Here is a 25,163-nt window from a genome sequence, read left to right as displayed (position 1 = left end):
CGAAGCGATACGAAACCGGGGATGTTCCTTTTCCCTCACGCCTATCTGAAAAGAGCTCATCGCATTATCCTTCGACCGGCAATTCCCGATGCGAGGGAGATTAGCAGTTCACCTGAAAAGCGAATTGATTTCGATCAAATGGGTTTGGCGTTGTTGTGCGGGGAGCAGGGAAATGTGGAGCGAGTGGGTGCGACCTATCTCTTCTCCCCGACGTGGAGAAGAAGCCAGCCGCAACGCAGTCGCGACCAAGCAAACTCACCACAAAAGGAAACGCCGGGCGCTGGACCCGGCGTTTCAACTTTCACTCGGCTGCGAGCGGCGGCAACCGCAATATATTGCTGCCCTTGTCACCGGATTTTTCACCGGAGCCTTTTTCCATGCCGGCGACGCGCGCTTCCAGCGAGGAGAGCGCCAGGCTGTTTTCGCGGGCGATCTCCGAGAGTTTTTCGTTGGAGAGCGACTCTTCCTCCTCTTCCTTCTTGCCGACGAAGCGGCCGAAGAGGTGGGCGAGCAGGCGCGACAGGTCATCCATGATCAGGAAGAAGGCGGGGACCACGATCAGAGACAGCACCGTGGAGACGATGATGCCACCGATCACTGCAATCGCCATCGGCGCGCGGAAGGAGCCGCCTTCGCCGACGCCAAGTGCCGAGGGCAACATGCCCGCCGACATGGCGATGGAGGTCATGATGATCGGGCGGGCGCGCTTGCGGCCGGCCTCGACCATGGCATGCACCCGTTCCATGCCGTGCCGGCGCATTTCAATGGCGAAGTCCACCAGCAGGATGGCGTTTTTCGTCACGATACCCATCAGCATCAGAATGCCGATGAGAACGGGCATGGAAAGCGCGTTCTGCGTGATGATGAGCGCCACAGCCACGCCGCCAATGGCGAGTGGCAGTGAGAACAGGATGGTGAAGGGCTGGATGATATCCTTGAACAGAAGGATAAGCACCACCAGCACCAGCAGCAGGCCGAGCAGCATGGCGTTGACGAAGCCCTGCTGCATTTCGCCCTGCACCTTGGCATCACCGCTTTCGGCAAGGCGAACGCTTGCCGGCAGTTCGGTTTCCGAAACGATCCGCTTGAACTCCGCCGTCGATGTATCGAGCGCTGTGCCGAACGGTACATCGGAGCCGATGGAGACGACGCGGTTGCGGTCGTTGCGCTTGATCGAGCTTGGACCTTCCGAATAGTCGATATCGGCAACACTGTAGAGCGGCACCAGCGACCCGGATGCGGTCTTGATCTTCAGCGCGCGGATGGTGGCGAGGTCACGGCGGGTATCGATAGATGCCTGCACGCGGATCGGGATCTGCCGGTCGTCCAGCGAGATTTTCGTCAACTGTGCGTCGATGTCACCGATGGTGGCGACACGCACCGTCTGCGAAATCTGCTGCGGCGTGATTCCGAGGCGGGCGATCTCGTCCTTGCGCGGGCGGATTTGCAGTTCAGGACGGGGAAGCGCTCCCTCCGAGCTGACATTGGCAAGGATGGGCGAGGCGCGCAGGCGGCTTTCGAGAATGCCGACGGCGTCGTTCAGATCCTTCTCGTTGGACGAGAGGAAGTTGAAGCTCAGTTCGCGTTCCGCGCGGTCGTTCAGCTTGATGATGCGCACATCCGGAATGCTGTGGACCTTGGCGAAGATATCCCGCTCAACGTCCCACTGCGGACGGACACGACCCTTTTCCTCGATCTTCGGAAGATATTGGCCGACAAGCGGAAGCGAGCCGAGACCCTTGTTGACAAGGGTTTTCAGCAGCGAATGGTCGATATGCTGGAGAATGACGTTGACGGTGGCGCGGCGAAGCTCCAGATCGCCCTTGGGCGAGGCGCCGCCGAGGATGAAGACGCTTTCCACACCGTTGATATCGCGGATGGCGTGGAAGATTTCGGTCGTCGTCCGGTCTGTCTCGTCCAGCGTCGCATTCGGCGGCAGTTCCACCGAAAGCGTTACGCGCGAGGCGTCGTCCGGCGGCAGGAAGCTGCCCGGCACCTGGCTAAGAAGCATGACGGAAGCAATGAGGAAGCCGATGGCGCCGACCAGCGTCAGGTAACGCGCCCACCATTTGGAGGTGGTGGCGGAAACCATGCGCGTATAGGCTTTCATCAGCCAGCCGTCATTGTCGGCATGGTCGTCCATCGCGTCTTCGGCGCGCATCAGATAGGCGGCCATCAAGGGCGTGATGAGACGGGCGACCGCCAGCGAGAAGAACACCGAGAAGGCGACCGTCAGACCGAACTGGATGAAGTACTGGCCGGGAATGCCGGGCATGAACGACACGGGCACGAAGACGGCGATGATGGTGAAGCTGGTGGCGATGACGGCAAGGCCGATTTCGTCTGCGGCTTCCAGCGAGGCGCGATACGGCGTCTTGCCCATCTTGATGTGGCGGGCGATGTTCTCGATTTCCACGATGGCGTCGTCCACGAGAATACCCGTGGCGAGCGTCAATGCGAGGAAGCTGACGAGGTTGAGCGAGAAGCCCATGATGTCCATGATCCAGAATGTCGGGATCGCGGATAGCGGCAGGGCCACGGCGGCAATCAGGGTGGCGCGCCAGTTCCTGAGGAACAGCAGAACCACGATGACGGCGAGGACCGCGCCTTCGATCAGCGTATCGAGCGCTGCCGTATAGTTGCCATAGGTGAAGTAGACGGCGTCATCGACCATCTGGATCGCGACGTCGGGATGGTCCTTGCGGACCTGATCGAGGCTTTCGGCCACGGTTTTGGCGACCGAAACCTCGCTGGCGCCCTTGGAGCGGAACACCGCAAAGGTAACGGCCGGGTTGCCGTTGAAGCGCGAGAAGGACTTCTGCTCCTCATAGGTGTCCGTGACGGTGCCGAGTTCGGCGAGCTTTACGAAACGGCCATTGGAGAGCGCGATGGTGGTGTTGGCAAGCTGGGTGACGTCGCGGGTGTCGCCCAGCGTGCGGATCGTCTGTTCGTTGCCGCCAACCTGGCCGCGGCCGGAGCCGAGGTCGATATTGGTGCCGCGCAGCTGGCCGTTCACTTCGCTTGCGGTGATGCCGTAGGCGTCGAGCTTTTCGGGGCTGAGCGAAACGCGCACTTCGCGGTCGGCGCCGCCATAACGGTCGACCTTGCCGATGCCGGACTTGCCCTGCAGCGAACGCTTGATGGTGTCATCCACGAACCAGGACAGTTCTTCCAGCGTCATGTTCGGCGAGGAGACGGCAAAGGTCTGGATTGCCTGGCCTTCCACGTCGATCTTGCTGACAACAGGCACTTCGATGTCGGATGGCAGATCGCTGCGGATCTTGTCGATAGCGTCCTTGACGTCCTGAACCGCCTCTTCCGTCGGCTTTTCGATGCGGAAGACGACTGTTGTCAGGGATTGTCCGTCGGTGACGGTCGACTGGATTTCGTCGACGCCGCTAATGGCAGCGACGGCATCTTCGATCTCCTTCGTCACCTGCATTTCCAGCTCGGACGGCGAAGCGCCGCTCTGGGTCACGGTGACGGCAACGACGGGAACGTCGATATTCGGAAAACGGGTGATCGGCAGGGCGTTGAAGGCCTGGATGCCGAGGAACATCAAAAGCGCGAAGCCGAGAAGCGGCGCAATCGGGTTACGGATTGACCATGCGGAGAAGTTCATTTCATTCCCTCAGTCAGTTGGACGCAGCCGTCTGGGCTTCCACCGGTCTTATCCGGTCACCATCACGCACGAATGCTCCAGCTTTCTCGACAACCTTGTCACCAGCGGCAAGTCCGCTGACAATCTCGATGAAACCGCTGTCTTCAATGCCGGTCTCGATCTTCACCTGCTTGACGATGTCGCCTTCCACCTTGCGGGTGGTCGAGCCTTCACGCCCGGAGGTGACGGCCGAAAGCGGCAGGGCAAGCGCGTTCGTCTCTTTTACGATGATCTCCGCGCTGGCATACATGCCCGACCGTGCCGGGCTGTCCGTCGGCAGCACAACATGCACGGAACCAAGGCGCGTTGCCGGATCGACGGTCGGCGAAACGAGACGCACCTTGCCCTCAATTTTTTTGGCTCCGCCGGCAACCGTCAAGAAAGCTTTCTGGCCGGCCTTCACCCGCTGGATGTCAGTCTCGGAAAGATCGGCGACAAGCTCGATCGCGCCGTCCTTGATGATCGTGAAAAGCGGGTTTCCGGCGCCGCTGGCGATGGCGCCGACCTTGGCATTCTTGGCGGAAACGATGCCGGTGACGGGGGTTTTCACACCCGTGCGCGTCAGTTTCAGATTGATGTCGTCAATCTGCGCGTCCACGACCTTGATGTCTGCCTCTCCGGCGGAAACGGTCTGCTTGGCGGCATCAAGGCGTGCCTGCGCAACCTGGGCAGCGGCCTCGGTTTTTTCCGTCTCGGAGACGGAACCGGAACCGCTCTGGCCGAGCTTGGCGGCGCGGTCGCGCTGGCGAAGGGCATCGGCCTTGTTGGCCTCAGCCTCCAGAACCTGCGCCTTGGATTGCGCAACGGCGGCCTGCGCCTTGGCCCTGTTGGCCTCAAGCTGGCTTTTTTGCAGGAGAAGACTGTCCGAGGAAAGCACGGCCAGAACCGCATTCGCCTCGACCCTGTCGCCGATATCGACGTTCAGTTCGTCGATCGACAGGCCGTCGACCAGCGGCTGTACATAAATTTCGTCCACGGGCCTGATGGTGCCGGTGGCGATGATGCGGTCCACGAGATCGCGTGTTGCGGCGTGCGCGACGATGATGGAAGGCAGGTTCTGCTGTTTGACCGGTTCCGGCACCTCTCCCTCGGCCACGGCCGAAAATGGCAGGGCCGTTGCGGAAAGAAGAAGGAAAACAAAGCGGTTAAACGTGACTTTATGCTGCATGTGTCTTGGCTCGCGCAATATTCGATCGCATGTCCTTCAGCCTGAAGGCGTGTTTTAAAAGGTCATGCGGCAACGAATGTGAAACAAGGGATCACAATACTTCCTTCTCGATCCTCCCGATTCAAACGCCCCTCAACGCGAATCTTAAGCACCTTTGCCTCGTGCTTTTTTACAAGATCAAATTCGGCAGTCTTGTTGGCGGGGACTCTAATTGTTGTTGTTATACAAATCAATCCGCATAGCCTCGAGGGTTGATATACATTTTTGTATATGGCCGAGTGTTGTAATTCATCAAACGGGTCACCAGCGCGCAAAAAACGCGCGGTGATGGCCGCGCGTTTCCATGTTTTCGGCTTCGACGTGACTATTTCAGCGCCGCATCGGTGATTTCAGTGGTGTAGGCGCCTGTCGGCTCCTTGGTGATGACGGGATCGGAACCGCCGCCGAGCAGCGTCTTGACGGTGCGCTCGTAATCCGCCTTGTCCAGCGCGCCCTTCGAGCCTGCGGTCAGCTTGGCGACTTCGCCCATCATGCGCTTCTGGTGCTTTTCGGTCTGGGCGCCGGAGGCGTCATTTTCAAGAACGATACCTGCTGCATCGTCAGGGTGTTCTTCCGCCCACTTCCAGCCCTTCATGGAAGCGCGGACGAATTTCACCATGTCTTGCTTGAACTTGGCGTCCTTCAGCTTGTCTTCGAGAACGTAGAGCCCGTCCTCCAGCGTTGCCACGCCTTCGTCCTCATATTTGAAGGTGACGAGTTCCTCCGGCTTGATGCCGGCATCAATGACCTGCCAGTATTCATTATAGGTCATGGTGGAAATGCAGGCGGCCTGCTTTTGCAGCAGCGGATCGACGTTGAAACCCTGCTTGAGGACGGTGACGCCATCCGCGCCGCCGGTGGTCGGGATTTTCAGGTGCGCCATCCACGACAGGAACGGATATTCATTGCCGAAGAACCAGACGCCGAGCGTCTTGCCCTTGAAATCTTCCGGCTTGGTAATGCCGGTTTCCTTGAGGCAGGTCAGCATCATGCCTGACGTTTTGAACGGCTGGGCGATGTTGACGAGCGGCACGCCCTTTTCGCGGGTGGCGAGTGCCGATGGCATCCAGTCGACGATCACATCCGCGCCACCGCCGGCCAGAACCTGCGCAGGCGCAATATCCGGTCCGCCCGGCTTGATATCGACATCGAGGCCTTCGGCTTCATAAAAGCCCTTGTCCTTGGCGACGTAATAACCGGCGAACTGCGCCTGGGTGACCCATTTCAGCTGCAGGGTGATCTTGTCGGCGGCCTGAGCCTCAAATGCGCTCAGAAGTGACGCGCCGGCAAGAAGCATGGAGGCAAGTTTCATTTTCATCGCTGTTCCCTTTTTCGTTATTTACGTTCGTCCCCCACGGACGGACGGATGCCAGAAGGTGACGGCGCGCTCGATGAGCGCCACCAGACCGTAAAATCCTGAGCCTGCGAGCGCCGCCACGGCGATTTCTGCCCAGACCATATCGACATTGCTGCGGCCCATTTCCGCCGAGATGCGGAAACCCATGCCGACGATGGGCGTGCCGAAGAATTCCGCGACGATGGCGCCGATCAGCGCCAGTGTGGAATTGATCTTCAGGGCGTTGAAGATGAAGGGCCAGGCGGCGGGCAGGCGCAGTTTCAGCAATGTCTGCCCCCAGCCTGCGGCATAGGTGCGCATCAGGTCGCGTTCCATGTGGCTGGAGGCGGCAAGCCCTTGAACCGTATTCACCAGCATCGGGAAAAACGTCATGATGACGACGACAGCCACTTTCGACTGCCAGTCGAAACCGAACCACATGACCATGATGGGAGCAATGCCGACGACCGGCAGGGCGGAGACGAAATTGCCGATGGGCAGCAGCCCGCGCTGGAGGAAGGGTGAACGATCGATGAGGATGGCGACGATGAAACCGAGGCCGCAGCCGAGCACATAACCTGTCAGCACCGATTTGAGGAAGGTCTGGCGGAAATCCGCCCAGAGGATCGGTAGCGAGCCGAGAAGGCGGGCGAGGATGGCGCTCGGGGCAGGCAGCAGGATGGGCGGGACGGAGAAGCCGCGCACCACACCTTCCCAAAGCGCGAGAATGGCCAGCCCGAAGAGAAGCGGTACGGCCATGCGGCTCATTCGCTTTGCCGACTGTGATGCGAAGGTGTGGCGCACCAGCCATTCGTTGGAGGCCCAGGCGGCAAGCCAGAACAGGATTGCGCCAATAAACCAGACGGGATTTGTCATGGCCGCGCTCCCATTCTCTTGAGGACGGCTGCGTGAGCGATGCCGATGATCGAGACCAGAATGGCGGCCACACCGGCGGCCATGAACAGCGCTGCCCAAATCTGCACGGTCTGGCCGTAATAGGAGCCGGACAGCAGACGCGCGCCGAGACCGGCGACGGCGCCCGTCGGCAATTCGCCGACGATGGCCCCGACCAGCGCAATCGCGATGGCGATCTTCAGCGAGGTGAAGAGATAGGGCAGGGCAGACGGCCAGCGCAGCTTCCAGAAGATTTGTGCGGGCGAGGCATTATAGGTGTGCATCAGGTCCAGCTGGATGGTTTCGGGGCTTCTGAGGCCCTTCACCATGCCGACGACAATCGGGAAGAACGAGAGATAGGTGGAAATCAGCGCCTTTGGCAAAAGCCCGGAAATGCCGATGGAATTCAGGACGACGATGATCATCGGCGCGACAGCAAGGATGGGGATGGTCTGGCTGGCGATGATCCACGGCATGACCGAGCGGTCCATGGCGCGATTGTGGATGATGGCGACGGCAAGCAGGATGCCGAGCACCGCGCCGATGGCGAAACCGAGGAGCGTGGCCGAAAGCGTGACGCCCGCGTGATAAACGAGGCTGCGCTTGGAGGTGATCGCCTTGTTGACGGTGGTGTCCCACAGTTCCGCGATGATCTGGTGCGGGGCGGGGAGAACCGGGCGCTCCTGTGCGAAGGTTTGCGGCAGAAGCTCCATGAAGCTCGGCGTCTGGCCGGCGCGGTTTGCCTGATCGCGGACGAAGGGCATGTTGAGGTAGATGACGCAAAGGTGCCAGACGATGAGGATGGCGAGGAGGACGGTGAGGATGGGGAGGACGCGGTGGCGGAGGAGGGTCATCGGGTTGCCCTCGGTTGATGGGGGGTAATGCTGGCGCTGACCTCACCCCTCATAGCTATGCCCCGCCTTCAATCCCTCACGCACGCGATGCGCAATTGCCAGAAATTCCGGCGTCTCCCTGATCTCAAGCGGCCTTTCCCTTGGCAGCGTGGATTCGATGATATCCGTCACGCGGCCGGGCCGTGGTGACATAACGACGATCTTGGTCGAGAGATAAACGGCTTCCGGGATGGAGTGGGTGACGAAGCAGATGGTCTTGCCGGTCGTATCCCACAGTTTCAGCAGCTGTTCGTTCAGATGGTCGCGGACGATCTCGTCCAGCGCGCCGAAGGGTTCGTCCATCAACAGCAGGTCGGCATCGAAGGCCAGCGCGCGGGCGATGGAGGCGCGCTGCTGCATGCCGCCGGAAAGCTGCCATGGGTATTTCTTGCTGAAACCGCTGAGATTGACGAGATCGAGCGTGCGATCGATGCGCTCCCTCTGTTCGGCCTTCGTATAGCCCATGATTTCGAGCGGCAGTGCAATGTTCTTTTCGATGGTTCGCCAGGGATAGAGTGCGGCGGCCTGAAAGACATAGCCGTAGGACCGGTCCTTGCGGGCGTTTTCCGGCGTGGTGCCATTGACGGTGATATCGCCGGATGTGTGCTTTTCGAGATCGGCAATCACCCGCAGGAACGTGGTCTTACCGCAGCCGGAAGGGCCGATGAAGGAGACGAACTCGCCCTTGCCCACTTCCAGATCGACATTGGAAAGCGCGTGCACCGGGCCATCGCCGGTTTCGAAGGTGAGGCCAAGATTTCTGGCGGAAACGACGGAATAGGACGAGGCTTGGTTCATCGTGGCTTGTTTCCACTTTCCGTCAGGGCTGCGCGTGCCAGCGGCAGCATACGTGTTTCCGTGAGTTTGGCGATCGGCAGATTGGAGGCCGCATCCAGATCGAGCCAGCGCACCTCCTCTATCTCGGCCTGTGGGGTAACTTCGATATTCAGTTGGGCGACGAAGGCATGGGCCACGACCTCCGCCCCTGTCTCATTGGCGGCCTCCTCCCGAAAGATGCCCTCATATCGCGCGGCATTTTCAGGAAGCGTGAGGCCGATTTCCTCGGCAAGTTCACGGTGAAGCGCCTGCTCCGGCGTTTCACCCGGATCGATCTTGCCGCCCGGCTGCATGAAATGCGTGGTGCCGCGCTTGCGCACGACAAGCATTTGCCGCCGCGCATTCAGGAGAACGGCGGCAGCGATGACGATTTCGCGTTTCGGATCGGTGCTCAAGGTCATACACCCGATGCCGGAATGCCGCTGCGTTCTACCTTGCGTGGCGCGACGAGCTCTTTCCATGTGGACAGCGCCTTGCTGACGGCGGGATAGGGATCACGGGCGACGAACGTGCCGTGACCTTCCTGCGTCTTGACTGTGCTTTCCTCGATGCTGACGATGCCGCGCGACAGGGTGAAGCGCGGCAGGCCCTTGACCTTCTGTCCTTCGAACACGTTGTAGTCGATGGCCGATTGCTGGTTTTCCGCGCGGATGGTCTTTTCCCGCACTGGGTCCCAGACGACGAGATCGGCATCGCTGCCGACGAGGACCGCGCCCTTTTTCGGATAGATGTTGAGAATCTTCGCAATGTTGGTGGAGGTGACGGCGACGAATTCGTTCATCGTCAGCCGGCCGGTCGCCACGCCATGGGTCCAGAGCAGCGGCATGCGATCTTCCAGCCCGCCGGTGCCATTGGGGATCTTGCGGAAATCACCGAGGCCGAAGCGTTTCTGGTCGGTGGTGAAGGCGCAATGGTCGGTCGCCACGCATTGCAGCGAGCCGGAGGCGAGACCCGCCCAGAGGCTATCCTGATGCTGGCGGTTGCGGAAGGGTGGCGACATGACCCGGCGGGCAGCATGGTCCCAGTCGGCATTAGCGTATTCGCTTTCATCGAGGATCAGGTGCTGGATCAGCGGTTCGCCATAAACGCGCATGCCGTTCTGACGCGCACGGCGGATGGCTTCATGTGCCTGCTCGCAGGATGTATGAACGACATAAAGCGGCGCACCGGCCATATCGGCGATGATGATGGCGCGGTTGGTCGCTTCACCTTCGACGGAGGGCGGCCGGGAATAGGCATGCGCTTCCGGCCCGACATTGCCTTCCGCCATCAGCTTTTCCTGCATCTGCGCAACGATATCGCCGTTTTCCGCATGCACGAAGGGAATGGCGCCAAGCTCGGCGCAGCGCGAGAAGGAGGCGAACATCTCGTCGTCATTCACCATCAACGCGCCCTTGTAGGCCATGAAGTGCTTGAACGAATTGATGCCCTTTTCCTGAACCACAGTCTTCATCTCGTTGAAGACCTGCTCGCCCCACCAGGTAACGGCCATGTGGAAGGAATAATCGCAGTTGGCTCGCGTTGCCTTGTTGTCCCATCTTTGCAGGGCATCGAGCAGCGACTGGCCGGGATCGGGCAGACAAAAATCCACCACCATGGTCGTGCCGCCGGCAAGGGCGGCACGCGTGCCACTCTCGAAATCATCGGCGGAATATGTGCCCATGAAGGGCATTTCCAGATGCACATGCGGATCGATGCCGCCGGGCATGACGTAACATCCCGTGGCATCGAGCACTGTGCCGCCGGTCAGATCGGGTCCGATCTCTGTGATCTTGCCGCCTTCGATTTTAACATCGGCCTTGTAGGTCAGGTCGGCGGTGACGATGGTGCCGTTCTTGATAATGGTGGCGGTCATTGCACGATCTCCGCAGTTTCCAGCACCGCATGCAGCAGCACGTCGCAGCCCGCGGCGGCCCATTCGGAGGAGATGTCTTCGGCTTCGTTGTGGGAAAGACCGTCCACGCAGGGGCAGAAGATCATGGTGGAGGGTGCAACCCTTGCCGTCCAGCAAGCATCATGGCCCGCGCCGGAAATGATGTCCATATGGCTGTAGCCCAGCTTTTCGGCAGCAGCGCGCACGCGGCCCACCAGCACCGGATCGAAGGTGACGGGATCGAAATGGCCGATGGCCTCGATTGAGCAGGCGACGCCGAGTTCTTCGGCAATAACTGGCACCTCGCGTTCGAAGATGGCGCGCATGTTGTCGAGTTTCGCCTGCGAGGGGGTTCTGAGGTCGATGGTGAAAACCACCTTGCCGGGCAGCACATTGCGGGAATTGGGCGTAAAGATCATCTGGCCGACGCCGGCGACGGCGCCCGGCTGGTGGGCCATCGCCGCTTCCTGCACCTTTTCGAGGATGCGGGCGGCGGCGAGGCCGGCATTGACGCGCATGGCCATCGGCGTCGAGCCGGTATGCGCTTCCTTGCCCGTCAGCGTCACTTCCAGCCACCACAGGCCCTGACCATGGGTAACGACGCCGATCTGCTTGCCTTCCGCCTCGAGGATCGGTCCCTGTTCGATATGATATTCGAAATAGGCGTGCATCTTGCGGGCGCCCACCTCTTCCTCACCCAGCCAGCCGATGCGCTTCAGTTCGTCGCCATAGGTCTTGCCGTCGGTATCGGTGCGGCTATAGGCGTAATCGAGATCGTGAATGCCGGCGAAGACGCCGGAAGCCAGCATGGCCGGGGCAAAGCGAGCGCCTTCCTCGTTGGACCAGTTGGTAACGACAACAGGGTGTTTCGTCTTTATGTTGAGATCGTTCAGGCTTCGCACGACTTCCAGTCCAGCCAGCACGCCGAGAACGCCATCGAACTTGCCGCCGGTTGGCTGGGTGTCGAGATGGCTGCCGATATAGACCGGCAGTGCATCCGGGTCCTCGCCGGGGCGGGTGGCGAACATCGTGCCCATCTTGTCGACGCCCATCGTGAGGCCGGCCGCCTCGCACCAGCGCTTGAACAGGCTGCGGCCTTCAGCATCTTCATCCGTCAGCGTGCGGCGATTATTGCCGCCGGCAATGCCGGGGCCGATTTTCGCCATGTCCATCAGACTGTCCCACAGACGGTCGCCATTGACCGTCAAGTTCTTACCCGCTGCCATGAAGTGTCGTCCTCACCTGTTTTGTTTTTATCGAAGCAAAGCTTGTGCCGTTCCCGTTTTTGCCGGTTAAGATAACAGCCATTGCCTTGTGATGGCGATGGTGGATAAATTGACCGGCTGGTAAACATTGCAAATTCGCCATGACGTCAGCAAGGGATTTTCGTGACGAATCGCACTAATTTTGCCTAAACTGTACGCGGCGATTATTTTTTAAGCATACTGTAGCGGCAATTGCACCGAAAAGAAACACAGAGAGCAGAGTATGGCCATACCGCGCGCAGCGAAAACACAGAAGCGGACCCGCATTCAGGAAGAAAAGCAGGAAGCGATTCTTGAGGCCGCGCTGAGTGTGTTTTCCACCAACGGCTTTCGCGGTTCCACCATCGACCAGATTGCCGAGGCGGCCGGCATGTCGAAACCGAACGTACTTTATTATTTCCGCACCAAGGAGGCGATGCATCGCGCGTTGATCGAGCGGGTGCTGGATACCTGGCTGGATCCGCTCAGGGCTTTCGATGCCGAGGGCAATCCTGAAAGCGAAATCCGCTCCTATATTCGCCGCAAGCTGGAAATGTCGCGCGATTTTCCGCGCGAGAGCCGCCTGTTTGCCAATGAAATCCTCCAGGGCGCGCCCCATATCGAGGATGAGCTGAAGGGTCCGCTGAAGCAACTGGTGGATGAAAAGGCGGAGGTAATCCGCGTCTGGATCAAGGCCGGGCGGATGGCGAAATGCGATCCCTATCACCTGATTTTCTCGATCTGGTCGACCACGCAGCACTATGCGGATTTCGACGTGCAGGTGCGGGCCGTGCTGGGCGACAAGAACGGTGGCGAAGGCCGGTTTGAGGATGCAGCCCGGCACCTGGAGCAGCTTTTCATGGGTGGATTGAAGATCAACAACTGATCTGGTGAGGTTATCGCGAATATGTGATCGATTCTTTATGTCAAAACATGAGGAAAATTATCACCTTTATACTTTACTCCAAAACTCATCTTTATTATGGTGCCGGCATCCCGAACGTCGGGGCATGAAAAAATCAACCGGCAGGTGAGGGAATGGCACGCAAGGAAAAGAAGAAAGCCGAACGCGGCGGCAAGCAGGGCAAGGGCGCGCCTCAACCTGAAAAGGATGTGGCCGAACAGCAGCTTTCCGGTCCGAAGAGCTTTCTTTATGTTGGCGGCCGTGACTGTCAGGTTGCCCATCTTCGCCAGATCGCCAGCAATTTCGGCGCCGAGCTTATCCATCACGATGGCGGATTGCGTGAGGCGGTCTCGCGTATCGACACTGTTCTTCCCTCCGTCGACTGCGTTTTCTGCCCGATCGACTGTATCAGCCACGATGCGTGTCTGCGGGTGAAGTCCGGTTGCAAGAAATTCGGCAAGACGTTCATTCCGCTGCGCAATGGCAGCAAATCCAGTCTGGAGCGGGCGCTGCAGACGATGAATGAACGGACCTTAAACGATGAGCGACGAGCGCAATAATTTCAAAGATGCAGAGCAGGCGGTGGCTGAGGCCTGCCGCGTGGAGCTGCACAAGATGGCCGACCAGGGCGCCGATCCGGCCCTGACGGAGATGTATGAAGTCGTCGGCGAACGCGAGCGGCGCAACCGCGCCGCAGCTGACGGCGGCAATGTGCTCGCTTTTCCCTATTTGCGCACCCGCCAGCCGGGCGAAAAGCCGTTCTTCGAGATCGGTGACGCGGCTCAACGTGGCGGCAACATCCTGTCGTTTCGCTGGAAACGGCGTTGATGCCGATTTAGCCCCTCGGCTTCAAAAATGCACCGGCGCAGAGCACCAGCCATCCCGCGATCATGCCGAGGCCACCCAGGGGGGCCGCGTAGGGAAACAGGCTGTGACCGGAAAAATGTCTGGTGACGAGATCACCAACAAAAACCGCCGTGCCGAAGCCAAGAATCAGCCCTGCCGGAATGGCGGTTCTAATGCGGTCCGCGCCGATATGCAGTGCCACAAGCACCGGCGCATGGGCGAGCGCCATGGCCGAGGCGTTGCCAAGCATATAGGTTTCGCCGGTATGGGTGGCGGCGGCGGCAAGCATGACGCCGGAAGCACCCAAAAGGCTGCCCAGCAGCAAAATCAAGGCGCGCAATCTTTCCGTCGTCATGGGTTATTCGCTTCCTGATTTTGCATGTGAAAGGCCAGCCGCTCCACCGGTCCCCAGATGATGTCCCGGAGCTGTGGGTTGTCGATGGTCTCGTCCATCGCGCGGCGAAAGCAGAGCAGCCATTCGTCCCGCTCGGCGGGTCCGATAGGGGCCACGAAATGACGCCTGCGCAACATCGGGTGGCCGTGTTTTTCGACATAGACCGGCGGTCCGCCAAGATATCCCGTCAGATAATCGTAGAACTTGCTTTCGCTACCGGAAAGATCGGCTGGATGGATGGCGCGGCAATGCACCGCCTCTGGCAGGGTGTCCATTAATTCGTAGAAGCGCCGGGTCAGTGCTCTGACTGTGGCATCGCCGCCGATCGCTTCATAAAGGGTAATGGTCTCGCCGCTCACATCCCGCCTCCTTGAACCCTGCGGCCCTTATCGCTTTCCGGAGCGGGAAGAGCAACAGGCAAAGACGGGATGCGACATTTGCGACACTGGGACATTCATGGTGGCCGTCCGCTTCAAGCGTTCAGCGCCATCCACTCATCCAAAGTTGCGGATGAGATCGAGGCCCTTGCTGAGCAGCGTTTCGGCTTCGTCCTGATTGGCGGCCTCGACGTAGCAGCGCATTTCCGGAGCATTGCCGGACGGGCGGAAATGGATGGTGCTGCCGTCTGTGAGCGCCACGCGCAGGCCGTCAATGTCGCTCAGCGCCTTGACCGTGCCCACGGGGGCGAGGAAGGTTTCGAGATTATCCCGCGAGGCGCGCAGATGCGTCATCAGGGCAGCGCTTTTTTCCTGTGCGAAGTTTTCCAGACGATCCGCAGCCGCGACCGGCAGGTTATAGGCGGCGGCAATCTGCGATAGCGGCTTTTTCTGCTCGGCGGAGAGAAGCAATACGGCGAGGATGGGCAGGAAGCTGTCCCGCGTCGGCAGCGGCGATAGCGGTTTGCCGTTCAATGTGAAGGTGGAGGCTGTCAGAAGGCCGCCATTGGCCTCGAAACCCATGACGCCGTTGTTTCCTTCGGCAAGGGCCTGTGCCATGCCGGCGATCACGAAAGGGGAACCGACCCTGGTGCGGATGACCTTGAACGAACCGCTCGCCTCAATGCCGGAATTGGAGGTGACTGGGGTGACGACCACGCCGGCATCGAGAAAATTCGCCGTGATCAATCCGATCAGGTCGCCGCGCAGCGGCACGCCGTTTTCATCGGCAAGCAGGGGCCGGTCGCCGTCACCATCGGCGGAAACGATGGCATCGAGGCCGTGTTCCGGTGCCCATTTTTTGAGAAGCTCCAGCGTTTCAGGGGAGACCGCCTCGGTATCGACCGGAATGAAGGTCTCGGAACGGCCGAGCGACACGACATCGGCGCCATAGTGGGCGAGAACATCGACGAAGAGATCGCGCGCCACCGTGCTGTGCTGGTAAACGCCGATCTTCAGGCCCGACAACGCCTTTTCCGGCAGGAGTGCAGCATTACGCTCATAAAAAAGCTCGGCTGCAATTGCGGAATGGTCGTCCGCCGTTGCGGCCTCGTCGTTAATCCCTTCAGCCTCGACTTCGGCTGCGAGTGCGGCGATCGCCGTTTCGTCCTGTTTGTCGATCTCGCCGTCCGGGCGGTAGAACTTGATGCCGTTGCGGTCGGCCGGAATATGCGAACCGGTTATCATCAGCGCGCCGGCCTTGAGGGAAAGTCCGTAAAGCGCCAGTGCCGGTGTCGGCACGGTGCCGCAATCGAGCGGTGTGAGGCCGGCTTTTTTCAGCGCGGCGATACAGGTTGCGGAAACATCCGGGCTCGAATCGCGGAAATCGCGGGCCACGAGAATGGGGTCGCCCGCCTTTGCCTGACCCGATGTGAGAAGGTGCCTTGCAAATGCCGTTGCGTAGACGGCCGAGGCCTTTCCTTTCAGATCGACAGACAGGCCGCGAAGGCCGCTCGTTCCAAATTTCAGGCTCATTCCAAACTCCGTTTCGATAAAATCTTTGAGGTTCAAATGGATAATACAAAAATATAACGCCAGAAAGAACCGTATCGATCCATTCAAGTCAATCATCTCTTTCATGGACGCGGCGAATAGGTGATGATGGCGGGGATGATGCGGGTAACCTAAAATTCACCCGTTATATCTAGACTTGCCGGTTAATAGTGGTTCTGGCGACGATGAAAACCATCTGTTGCAGGCCTTTTTTGTGGTTCGTTCAAGTTGGATTGGCTGATGTACAGGCTTCAAAAGGCGGGACATAAGCAGGCACGTCCGCTGGATGAAAAAGCGGCGCCCGCCGCCAGACCCCACGGTTCCCTGCTGGACGATCTGGTGGATGAGGATGAGGTTTTCGAGCGCACGGTGCTGAAAGAGCATCTTGAGCCGAAGCCGGCGGCTGCCGTTGCCGAACCCGCTCCGGCTGAAAAGCCCACAAGGCCGACATCGCCAAGCAACAGTTTCGCGGCCACGCTGCCGGGCCTGAAATATATCGACCGGATCGGTGTCGACGAGGTACTCGGCTGGCTGCGTGCCGGGATCGTCTGGATTGTGCTTGCGATCATTCTCTGCGTCGCCGCTGCACTCGCCTATGCCTACATGACGCCGCCGCGTTACACCGCCTATACGGATATCGTCGTCAATCCCTCCAACCTGAATGTCGTCAATGACGGGGTGTTTTCGCCCAACCAGCAGCGCGACACCCAGATTCTCGAAGTGGAGAGCAAGCTGCGCACCGTCACGTCGCGCAACGTGCTGGCGCGGGTGGTGGACGAGCTGAAACTGGATGAGGACCCGGAATTCATATCCCCACCGCCTCTTGCGCGGCTGAAAGCATTTTTTTCACCCAAGCCGGAAGATGGTGACAACAAGGTCGGCGCGCTTCGTTCGCTGGGCGAACGGGTTGCGGCGGAACGGGATCCGCGGTCCTTCGTGGTTACGCTTGCGGTCTGGACCAATGATCCGGACAAATCCGTGACAGTCTCGAAGGCGATGGTGAAGGCTTTCGAAAGCGAGTTGTTCCAGACGACCTCCGACAGCAGCCTGCGTATCGTCGATGATCTCAAGAAGCGGCTTGAGGAAATGCGTCAGAACGTGACGGTTGCCGAAAAGCGCGTCGCCGATTTCCGCCGCGAAAACGGCCTGCAGGAGAATAACGGCCAGCTGGTCAGCAATCTGGCGTCCGGCGAGCTGAATGCGCAGGTTCTTGCCGCGCAGCAGCGCGTCATTCAGGAGGAGTCGCGCCTCAAGCAGATGCAGGCGGCGATTGCCCAGAACCGCACCCAGAGCGACGCGATCTTCGACAGCCAGACCATGAACACCATTCGTGCGCAATACAGCACCTTGCAGCAGCAGATTGGGGCGATGACGCTGACCTATGGCGCCCGCCATCCGCGTCTGGCGACTGCCGGGGCGGAACGCGACATGCTGGAACGCGGCATTGCGGATGAGGCGCAGCGGATTTTGCTGGCGGCCAAGACCAATGTCGCCGAGGCCCGCTCCTCTCTTGATGCCCTGCGGCTGAAGGCGGTTGCGGAACGCGCCAACGTCTTCACCGACAATGAGGCGCAGGTGCGGCTGCGCGATCTGGAGCGAGACGCCAACTCAGCTGCCGCGATCTACGAGACCTATCTCAATCGCTCACGTCAGATCGCCGAGCAGCAGACAATCGATTCCACCAATGTGCGGGTGATTTCGCAGCCGGTAGCGCCCAATTCCAGAAGCTGGCCGCCCGGCAAGCTGATCTTCCTGATCGCCGGTGGCGTGGGTGGTCTGTTCCTTGGTCTCGGAATTGCCATCGCACTGGGGCTTTTGGGTTTTCTGCGCCGGACAGACCACGCGGAACGCTACGCCTGAGGGCTGTGACCGCGCGCGCTTATTCCTCGGACATCAGGCCGTCATAGACTTCGAGCAGGGCGGCGGCGATGGCAGCGCCCAGCGCATTACCCGCATCGCGAATGCCTGTCTCGTCGCCGTCACGGACCGAAACGGCAAGATCGGACGCCTCGTTGGCGACGATTTCTTTTGCCCGTTCGATGGCCCAAAGGCCGAAATCGCCGCGGTTGTCGATCGATATGGTTTCCATGGCCGGGACCTTTTCTATGGTGTGGTTTCGTCGTCCCTTAACCCATCAGCCGCAAAACCGGAATAGGTGGAGGAGAGGTTGGAGTGGTCACTCAACCCCCGGGCGTATAATTGTTTGATTCAAGCGTCAGATTTATAAGAATATTAATGATAGTTATTCGTAGTGTTTGAAGCCTTATACCTTAATCCTATGCGTGAATATAACAGTGAAACGATGCCTATCTTGGACACCGGACAGAATATGACAGGGAGAGATGTCCCGCATGCGGAAGGGCCTGGCACACACTGGCCGGTTGTTCCGCTTGCGGCTTTGCCCATCACCGATGCGACCATCGAAGAGACGGCGCAGGATTTTATCCTGCGGGCGGAACGTGAACGCGCGGCCGGCGCAAAGCCGTTCTATTCGACATCGGCGAACGGTCAGGTCATCGCACTCTGTCACCAAGACAAGGAATTCGAAGCCCTGCTGCGGCAGGCGGACCAGATTCATGCCGACGGCATGTCGCTGGTGATCTTTTCCCGCCAGTTCTGCGTAAGGGCGCTGCGGGAACGTGTGGCGACGACGGATCTCGTTCATGCGGTGGCCCGGAGGGCTGAGGCGACCGGCACGCGGTTCTATTTCCTCGGCGGTTCCGAAGAGGTGAACCGCGCGGCAGTCGAGGAAATGCAAAAGCTCTATCCACGGCTTGTTTTTGCCGGTCGGCGCAATGGTTATTTCAGACCCGGCGACGAGGAGGCGATCCTTGCCGATATCGTCGCATCGCAGACCGATATTCTCTGGGTGGGCTTCGGCATACCGCTGGAGCAACGTTTCGTCGCGCGCAATCTCGACAGGCTTTCCGACATTGCGGTGATCAAGACCTGCGGCGGTCTGTTCGATTTTCTCGCGGGCAAGAACAGCAGGGCGCCACAATGGATGCAGGATATGGGGCTCGAATGGCTCTACAGGGCCATGCTTGAGCCGAGGCGTCTCGGCAAGCGCTACCTGCTGACCAATCCCATCGCCATATATTCGCTGCTGAAGCACCGCTACGGGTTCGGGGCCGGCAAGGTCTGAAATCTGCGCATTCTCATTGATTCTTTACGGAATTGCCCCTGACCGTCCGGCCGGTTCAGGATCGATATCATGTGAGCGGCATCTGCCGGCGCATGCAATCATCATATGGAGTCGCGCTATATGAGGTCGCTCTAACGTATCGGGGTGGAGGCGTCTTTCCGCGGAAAATCGTTGCAAGTGGGCGTAACGGCGGTACACTGAGCGGATATTACATATTTATTCGAATCAGAAATATATTGAGGACAGCGATGGTAATTACGTCCATTTCTCTTTTCGTATATGGGATTGGCACCGTTACTTCTCTTGCCATGACCTATATAGAAGGCGCCCGCCGCGACAAGGATTGGGACTTTTACCGGGTGACCGGTATCATCCTTTGTTTCTTCTGGCCGGTTCTTGTGCCGCTTCTCATTCTTGCAGCCGTTTTTTCGTCATTCGCTTCCCAGAAACGGCATGTGAATGGGATCTCTTTGCGCAGGGAAAAAACCCTGAGCTGAAAAGCTGATATTAACTGCCGGACGAGCCCGCGTTCAGGCCTTTTTCGCCGGCGCCTTATAGGGCGTGAGCGTAATACCGAGGCTCGCCATGACGCGGCCGATGGACATCAGCGGTGGATGCGTGGCGGGCAGCAGCGCACCGGTTTTCAGGAATGCGGAAACGGCGCGGACCAGTGACAGGCACAGGCTGACGACGTTTTTGGCGGCAAGCAGCAGGCCGCCCTTCAGGCCGGGGCGACGGGCGCGGTCGATGCTGTAATTAATGATCCCGGTTCGGAGCGAGCGCTCCATGATCCAGCGCGGCGCCATGCGGTTTTCCGGCACATATTCGATGATGAGGGCTTGAGCGTTCCAGGCGAATTTGAAATCCGCCTTTCGGCAACGGGTGAAGAAATCCATGTCGCCGCCGCCAAGGAAGTTGAACCGTACATCGAATTCCGGCTTTTCCAGCGTTTCGAAAACTCGCCTCGAGATCAGGCAATTGCCAGACCCATGGATTTGATTGACTACGCCGGTGGGTGCCTCGATGGAGCCGAACAGCGGGTGTGCCAGAACCGCCTTGGGTGCGGGGGCATCGAATTCGCGATCGACCGGCCCGCCGACGATATCGACGCCGAAGGATTTTGCGGCAGAGACCATTTCAGCGAGCCAGACGGGCGAGGCCGCTTCGTCGTCATCGATCATCAGAAACCACTGCGCGGATGGATAGTTCTGCCGCGCCGTGCGGAATGCCGTGTTGATGGCGTAACAATTGCCCTGCGTCGGCTCGACCAGCGTCTGGCCCATCATTTCGCTCTCGGAGAAAAACGCACGCGCGACCGCCAGCCCCGCCTGGCCCACCCCGTCATTATCGACGACGACGATGGCGAAGCGGAAATCGACCTTCTGGGCTGCCAGCGAGTTCAGCGTCTTCTGCAAACCTGCAGGCCTGCGGAAACTCGGAATGCACACCACCGCTTCCGGCATGATTTCGGACATGGACACTCCTAAATTCCGGCAAGGGCTGCGGCGGAAAACACGACGGCGCGCAGGCTTTGGCGCGGGCGATTGACAAATGTATCGGCAAGCGCCGAAAAGGCCTCACGATAGCGCCGGGCGCGAAAGGCCTGCGCCACGGTATAGGCATTCATGTGATTTTCGGATTTGCGGCGAAGCCGGCGCAATTCCTGCGGCGCAATGGCGGCGACGATGGCGGGATCGGAAAACACCGCTTCGATCGCCGGTTCGCAATCCCGGAAGGTCAGAAGGCGGTTCATCATCACGCTTGTCCGGTGCACCCGGTAATCCAGCACGTGGCGGCCGGGCAGATAGGCGAAACGGCCGGAGGCAGCCAGCCGGCACCAGCCATACCAGTCTTCCGCATAACGCAATGTCTCGTCGAAACCGCCAAAATCCTGAAAGATGCGGGTTTTAACCAGCATGATGCCGCCATTGACGATGAAGTTTCCGCCCAAAAGCGGCTGGAGGATGAAACCATCAGGTTTTTCCCGCCGTCTGATGAGGTTGCGCCGCCCGATCTTGGCGCCATTCTCGTCAATGCGCTCATAATCACCGTAGACAGCAACGACATCCGGTCCGGAGATGCCGGCGCATAGGGCGGCGATCGCGCCCGGCTTCACGCGGTCGTCGGCATCGAGAAACATCGTCCATTCACCGCGCGCCTGCGACAGGCCGAAATTGCGCACGGCGGAAACGCCCTGCCGTCCCTGCGGCCGGGCCAGCAGTTTTACGCGGGGATCGGCGAAACTTTGCACCTTTTGCGCCGTTGTATCGGTGGAGCCGTCATTGACGACGAGCACTTCGCAAACGGTTTTCCCCTGAGACAACACGCTTTCGATCGCTTCCACGATGTAACGCTCGCCGTTGCGAACGGGAATGACAATCGAGACGGAAACCAATATTTTTACTCCATCAGGGGCGGGTCAACAATTCTCACACTGAAGTTACTACCGGATTAAGCCGGCTTGCGCCAATTGTGACGTGGTATAGCGTCAGTTAACCTTGCAAATCTTTAATATCCTTTTGGCATGATCAAGATGTTATGTTTTGAGAATTAGAGCGCCGTGCGGCCATTGGGACGCATCAGCGACGTTCTGACAGTTGTGATATGCGCATCGTCCCTTTCGAAAATCGCTTTCGATTTTCAGGCCGATGCGCCGGGGTTGTGGAGGCGGGCGAATGCGGATCGGGCGGCGGAATTTTCTGGGTGGCGCTGCAAGCGCGGGCCTGTTGCATGCCATGGCCGGGCAGGGCGTTGCCGCGACCAGGAAAACGTCGACAAAGATTGCCCCTTACGGTGCGGCCATCTATCTGCCGGACCTTACCGCCGATAGCCGCATCGGCGAAGCGGTGGTCAAATATTGCTCGCGCATCACACCCGTTACTGAAATGAAATGGGAGGTCATGCGGCCTTCGGCAGACGTTTTCGATTTTGCCGCTGCCGATGCGCTTGCGAACTTCGCGCGCCAGAACAAACTCACCATGCATGGTCATCCGCTTATCTGGTACGCTTCCAACGCGCCCTGGCTTGCCAGCATCGGCAGCGGCGCGAAGGTCGAGAAGTTGATGGAAACCCACATCGTCAAGGTGATGGAACGGTACAAGGACGTGATACACAGCTGGGATGTGGTCAATGAGCCTATCCCCGACGTGCCCGGCAATGTGCGCTCGCGCCGCGACGCCTGGTATTATGGCGCAGGCCCGGACGCCATCAAAAAAGCCTTTGACATCGCCCATTCCGTCGATCCGAAGGCCCAGCTCGTCCTCAACGAATATGATGTGGAATTTGCGGTCGAGAAATCGCCGGCCAAGCGCGCGGCCTTCCGCAATCTCATCCTCGAGCTGCTAGAGAAAGGCGCTCCGATCAATGCTATCGGCCTGCAGGGGCATCTGCGCGGTGGCTGGCCCATTGCGAAAGACGAGCTTGCCGCCTTTACCAAGGAAATGCGCAGTTATGGTCTTGCCGTTCTGGTGACGGAACTGGATGCGATGGACCAGACGCTTCCCGCCCCGGAAGCCGAGCGCGACATGCTGATAAACGGTCAGGTCCGCGATTTTCTCGAAGCGGCGTGCGAAGGCGGCCCGCTTTCCTCCATCACCACATGGGGCATTTCGGACCAATATACCTGGATTCGCTGGGCCTATCCCCGCCGGGATGGCACCGCGAACCGGCCGCTGCCGCTCGACTGGAGCTTCAACGAAAAACCCATGATGGCCGTCATCAATGAATTCCGGAACCGTGGTGCGTAATTATGACTGCTGAAATGCCGCTTCCTCCCGTACAAAAGGCGCTGCAAATCAATCTGCATCCCTTCGACGCACCGCATGCGGCCCTGACCGTTCCGCATCAGCTGCGGGTCTGGGGCGGGCAGGTGGACCGCATTCTCCTGACGGTGGATACCGGCCAGGTTGGAGCCGGCCGCTACAAGGGCAACGGTTTCGAGGCCGCCAGCAAACGCCTGTTTGACATGCTGGAGGAAATGCAGGCCAACTATCCGCATCTGTATGTGGATATTGCCGACTATAGCGATGCGGCGCGCAGTGCGGTGGCGGAGACGTTCTTTTCGCGCTCGCCGGTTCCTTATCCCGCCAAGGCTTTCGACGGCGGGCCTTTCCATGTTTATTTCCACGGGTTGAAACGTGCCAACGCCCGTTATGTGCTGCATATGGACAGCGACATGATGTTTGGCGGCGGCAGCCAGAGCTGGTTCAACGAAGCCATTGCGCTGCAGAAGGCCAACCCGGACGCGCTCTGCATCACGCCGTTTTCCGGCCCGCCCACCGTGCGCGGCGATCTCGATATCTCCCGCCATGTCGGCATGCCGGGGGTGAAGAACATTCCCGAACCGCGCAAGCTGCCGAGCCGCGTTCCCACATGGCGGTTCGCCACCGTTTCCACCCGCCTGTTCATGATCGACATGGACCGTTTCGCCAAGCGTATCGGCTCGCTCGAACTGCTGAGACCCGACGTCAAACGGCGCATCCGCTCCTATGCCTATAATCAGCAACCGGTCTCGATGCCTGCCGAAGAGGTGCTGAGCGACAATATGATGCGCATCGGCGTATACCGGCTTGATTTTCTCGGCACGGGCGAGGGCATGTATTCGCTGCATCCGCCCTATCGCTCGCCCGAGTTTTACGCGGCGCTGGGCTCCATCGTCGAGCGCATCGAAAAGGGTGACGTTCCCGAAGGCCAGCTCGGAGATTTCGATATCAACGGATCGATGGTGGACTGGTCGAGCGCCCTTGCGGCCAAGACGCGCTCCAAACGTTACGCGAAGGCGCTGCGTCACCTGATTTCAGCGAATGTCCAGCGCTTCACTGGGGCATAGAAGGCTCGGCATTTTCTTCACAACCGGCGCATGTGCCTTAGAAATCTGTGATGAGCTTGCTCCAGCTTTCCGAGCTTAGCCCGCCAATATAGATATCGCCGGCAAGCGCCCGATCCCGGAGGGCTTCATCCCGGGTGGCCATGCAGAAATAACCGCGATGATGGAAGGTCACGTGGTTCTGACGGTAGAGCGCGTTCATGAGAAACGGCTGCGACATGCCGGTGACATGGGCATAGTTCTCATCATCGAAATGGCGGAACAGCGCACCGAGTACGTCGTTTTCGCGACCGGCATCGCAGACGAGGTTCAGCACATAGGCGGTCCGTCCCGCCTGTCCGAAAAACAGGGCAGCGCCGATGATGCGGCCTTCGGCATTTTCGATCGCCAGGCTGCTCAATTCACCAAGGGTGCCGTTGGTTTTACTCATTTCGATCAGCCAGTGGAATTCCTCGTGGGACCATTCCGGGCGGACGGAAAAACGCTCGATCATTTTCAGCGCGTTGCGTCGGAACGTCTCGAAATCCACCGGTCTGACCGTGGTGCCGGCAACTTCATTGGGCCTTATGCCCTTTTTCCACGATCGCAGGATACGGTCGACAAATCCAAGCGCCATAAGTCCGGGCCTGGATTTGACTACTTGCGAACGGCGCGGCATGCGCAGGGCAATCGCGCTGAAAGGCTTGAGCGCCTTGTGCCATTGCAGGCTTTCCATCGGCAACATGCTGCCGCCGATTGCAAGCCAATGATCGGCGCTGACGGGGGAGGCCGTGTCCGAAAACAGCATATCGTGTTTCGTCGCGCGCATGCCGCGGGACAGGCGCGCGGCGCCGAGTGCGCCGAGTTTTCCTTTCGACGCGAAAGCACATAACAACCTTGCGGTAATGGGTTTTCCATTCGCGACAAACCGCATGGGGACGGCAAGGATAACGCTGGTAACGCCGCTCTCTCCAGCATCGTAGACAACGCTACCGTATTCGGGATCAAACACAGGACTGCTGAAAAACAATGTTTCGACGTAAGCGCCGAAGTCGAAGTTTCTATCAAGCCCGGTCTTTTTGAACGCGCTGTTGAGCACAACCTCGACAGCCGGAAGATCGTCCCTGCGCATGGGTCGAACGCCGGGCGCAGCTGGCTGAACCGGGCGTTGTGTCGCCCCTTCGTTGTTGCTATCGT

At 59.4% G+C, this 25,163-nt stretch carries 22 protein-coding genes and 1 pseudogene; 7 read left to right on the top strand and 16 right to left on the bottom strand.

The annotated features are described in order from the left end of the window. Positions 1-301: 301 nt before the first annotated feature. From RBH71_RS23980 to RBH71_RS23940, 9 genes are all read right to left on the bottom strand, one after another. Positions 302-3,622: an efflux RND transporter permease subunit gene (locus RBH71_RS23980; RefSeq protein ID WP_003513883.1), complete on the bottom strand. Its 3,321-nt coding sequence runs from the start codon at positions 3,620-3,622 to the stop codon at positions 302-304. 13 nt (positions 3,623-3,635) lie between these two features. Then, positions 3,636-4,829, bottom strand: a complete 1,194-nt coding sequence (locus tag RBH71_RS23975; protein WP_003513881.1) for an efflux RND transporter periplasmic adaptor subunit — start codon at positions 4,827-4,829, stop codon at positions 3,636-3,638. 364 nt (positions 4,830-5,193) lie between these two features. Then, positions 5,194-6,186: an ABC transporter substrate-binding protein gene (locus RBH71_RS23970; RefSeq protein ID WP_003513879.1), complete on the bottom strand. Its 993-nt coding sequence runs from the start codon at positions 6,184-6,186 to the stop codon at positions 5,194-5,196. Between the two features lie 21 nt (positions 6,187-6,207). Further along, positions 6,208-7,080 carry an ABC transporter permease gene (locus RBH71_RS23965; protein WP_003513877.1) on the bottom strand — a complete coding sequence of 291 codons (873 nt, stop codon included), beginning with the start codon at positions 7,078-7,080 and terminating at the stop codon, positions 6,208-6,210. Further along, positions 7,077-7,952 (bottom strand): ABC transporter permease, encoded by an 876-nt coding sequence (locus RBH71_RS23960; RefSeq protein WP_003513875.1) that lies wholly within the window; start codon positions 7,950-7,952, stop codon positions 7,077-7,079. The genes RBH71_RS23965 and RBH71_RS23960 overlap by 4 nt, the downstream gene beginning before the upstream one ends. Before the next feature lie 42 nt (positions 7,953-7,994). Beyond that, positions 7,995-8,789, bottom strand: a complete 795-nt coding sequence (locus tag RBH71_RS23955; protein WP_003513873.1) for an ABC transporter ATP-binding protein — start codon at positions 8,787-8,789, stop codon at positions 7,995-7,997. Further along, positions 8,786-9,229 carry an NUDIX hydrolase gene (locus tag RBH71_RS23950; RefSeq protein ID WP_003513872.1) on the bottom strand — a complete coding sequence of 148 codons (444 nt, stop codon included), beginning with the start codon at positions 9,227-9,229 and terminating at the stop codon, positions 8,786-8,788. Before RBH71_RS23950 ends, RBH71_RS23955 begins: the two co-directional genes overlap by 4 nt. Beyond that, positions 9,226-10,683 carry a dihydropyrimidinase gene (hydA, locus tag RBH71_RS23945; protein WP_003513871.1) on the bottom strand — a complete coding sequence of 486 codons (1,458 nt, stop codon included), beginning with the start codon at positions 10,681-10,683 and terminating at the stop codon, positions 9,226-9,228. The genes RBH71_RS23950 and hydA overlap by 4 nt, the downstream gene beginning before the upstream one ends. After that, entirely contained in the window at positions 10,680-11,927 is a 1,248-nt protein-coding gene (locus RBH71_RS23940) for a Zn-dependent hydrolase (protein WP_003513870.1), read from the bottom strand. Before RBH71_RS23940 ends, hydA begins: the two co-directional genes overlap by 4 nt. A 262-nt stretch (positions 11,928-12,189) precedes the next feature. Between RBH71_RS23940 and RBH71_RS23935 the strand changes: the two genes are divergently transcribed. The 3 genes and pseudogenes from RBH71_RS23935 to RBH71_RS23925 all read left to right on the top strand — a co-directional run bounded on the left by RBH71_RS23935 (position 12,190) and on the right by RBH71_RS23925 (position 13,677). Then, entirely contained in the window at positions 12,190-12,831 is a 642-nt protein-coding gene (locus tag RBH71_RS23935; protein WP_003513869.1) for a TetR family transcriptional regulator C-terminal domain-containing protein, read from the top strand. Positions 12,832-13,085: 254 nt separating this feature from the next. Then, a pseudogene (locus RBH71_RS23930) lies at positions 13,086-13,409 on the top strand (DUF2325 domain-containing protein); the annotation flags it as partial. Continuing rightward, positions 13,390-13,677, top strand: a complete 288-nt coding sequence (locus RBH71_RS23925) for a hypothetical protein (RefSeq protein ID WP_003513867.1) — start codon at positions 13,390-13,392, stop codon at positions 13,675-13,677. The pseudogene RBH71_RS23930 and the gene RBH71_RS23925, both read left to right, overlap by 20 nt. Before the next feature lie 7 nt (positions 13,678-13,684). On the opposite strand, the gene RBH71_RS23920 is transcribed toward RBH71_RS23925, so the two are convergent. From RBH71_RS23920 to uppO, 3 genes are all read right to left on the bottom strand, one after another. Next, positions 13,685-14,050, bottom strand: a complete 366-nt coding sequence (locus RBH71_RS23920) for a DUF423 domain-containing protein (RefSeq protein WP_003513866.1) — start codon at positions 14,048-14,050, stop codon at positions 13,685-13,687. Next, a complete protein-coding gene (locus RBH71_RS23915; protein WP_003513865.1) occupies positions 14,047-14,448 on the bottom strand; it encodes a group II truncated hemoglobin in 402 nt (133 codons plus the stop codon). Before RBH71_RS23915 ends, RBH71_RS23920 begins: the two co-directional genes overlap by 4 nt. A 135-nt stretch (positions 14,449-14,583) precedes the next feature. Then, positions 14,584-15,999, bottom strand: coding sequence for a polysaccharide biosynthesis phosphomannomutase UppO (gene uppO / locus RBH71_RS23910; RefSeq protein WP_003513864.1), 1,416 nt, complete (start codon positions 15,997-15,999; stop codon positions 14,584-14,586). 258 nt (positions 16,000-16,257) lie between these two features. Between uppO and uppM the strand changes: the two genes are divergently transcribed. Continuing rightward, positions 16,258-17,877 carry a polysaccharide biosynthesis protein UppM gene (uppM, locus tag RBH71_RS23905; protein WP_003513855.1) on the top strand — a complete coding sequence of 540 codons (1,620 nt, stop codon included), beginning with the start codon at positions 16,258-16,260 and terminating at the stop codon, positions 17,875-17,877. A gap of 19 nt (positions 17,878-17,896) precedes the next feature. On the opposite strand, the gene RBH71_RS23900 is transcribed toward uppM, so the two are convergent. Next, a complete protein-coding gene (locus tag RBH71_RS23900) occupies positions 17,897-18,106 on the bottom strand; it encodes a hypothetical protein (protein ID WP_003513853.1) in 210 nt (69 codons plus the stop codon). A 240-nt stretch (positions 18,107-18,346) separates the two neighbouring features. On the opposite strand from RBH71_RS23900, the gene uppL reads away from it, so the two are divergent. Next, positions 18,347-19,162 (top strand): polysaccharide biosynthesis UDP-hexose transferase UppL, encoded by an 816-nt coding sequence (gene uppL, locus RBH71_RS23895; RefSeq protein WP_034502051.1) that lies wholly within the window; start codon positions 18,347-18,349, stop codon positions 19,160-19,162. 530 nt (positions 19,163-19,692) lie between these two features. Here the strand turns inward: uppL and uppJ are convergent. Both uppJ and uppH read right to left on the bottom strand, forming a co-directional pair. Beyond that, positions 19,693-20,637, bottom strand: coding sequence for a polysaccharide biosynthesis UDP-hexose transferase UppJ (uppJ, locus tag RBH71_RS23890; RefSeq protein WP_003513847.1), 945 nt, complete (start codon positions 20,635-20,637; stop codon positions 19,693-19,695). 8 nt (positions 20,638-20,645) lie between these two features. Next, positions 20,646-21,557, bottom strand: coding sequence for a polysaccharide biosynthesis endo-1,4-beta-xylanase UppH (gene uppH / locus RBH71_RS23885; protein ID WP_003513845.1), 912 nt, complete (start codon positions 21,555-21,557; stop codon positions 20,646-20,648). A gap of 280 nt (positions 21,558-21,837) precedes the next feature. Here uppH and uppI point away from each other — a divergent pair, with 280 nt between their 5' ends. Beyond that, positions 21,838-22,908, top strand: coding sequence for a polysaccharide biosynthesis UDP-hexose transferase UppI (gene uppI, locus RBH71_RS23880; protein ID WP_003513843.1), 1,071 nt, complete (start codon positions 21,838-21,840; stop codon positions 22,906-22,908). A 2-nt stretch (positions 22,909-22,910) separates the two neighbouring features. Further along, complete coding sequence (uppG, locus tag RBH71_RS23875) at positions 22,911-23,990, top strand: polysaccharide biosynthesis glycosyltransferase UppG (protein WP_003513841.1); 1,080 nt, start codon at positions 22,911-22,913, stop codon at positions 23,988-23,990. A 37-nt stretch (positions 23,991-24,027) separates the two neighbouring features. On the opposite strand, the gene RBH71_RS23870 is transcribed toward uppG, so the two are convergent. Further along, positions 24,028-25,098 carry a hypothetical protein gene (locus tag RBH71_RS23870; protein WP_003513839.1) on the bottom strand — a complete coding sequence of 357 codons (1,071 nt, stop codon included), beginning with the start codon at positions 25,096-25,098 and terminating at the stop codon, positions 24,028-24,030. Positions 25,099-25,163: the final 65 nt, after the last annotated feature.

The sequence above is a fragment of the Rhizobium sp. AN68 genome, assembly GCF_030758035.1.
Classification (GTDB): domain Bacteria; phylum Pseudomonadota; class Alphaproteobacteria; order Rhizobiales; family Rhizobiaceae; genus Agrobacterium; species Agrobacterium tumefaciens.
Note: the sequence above shows the minus strand (reverse complement) of the source record. Positions and strands in the feature narration are given on the sequence as shown.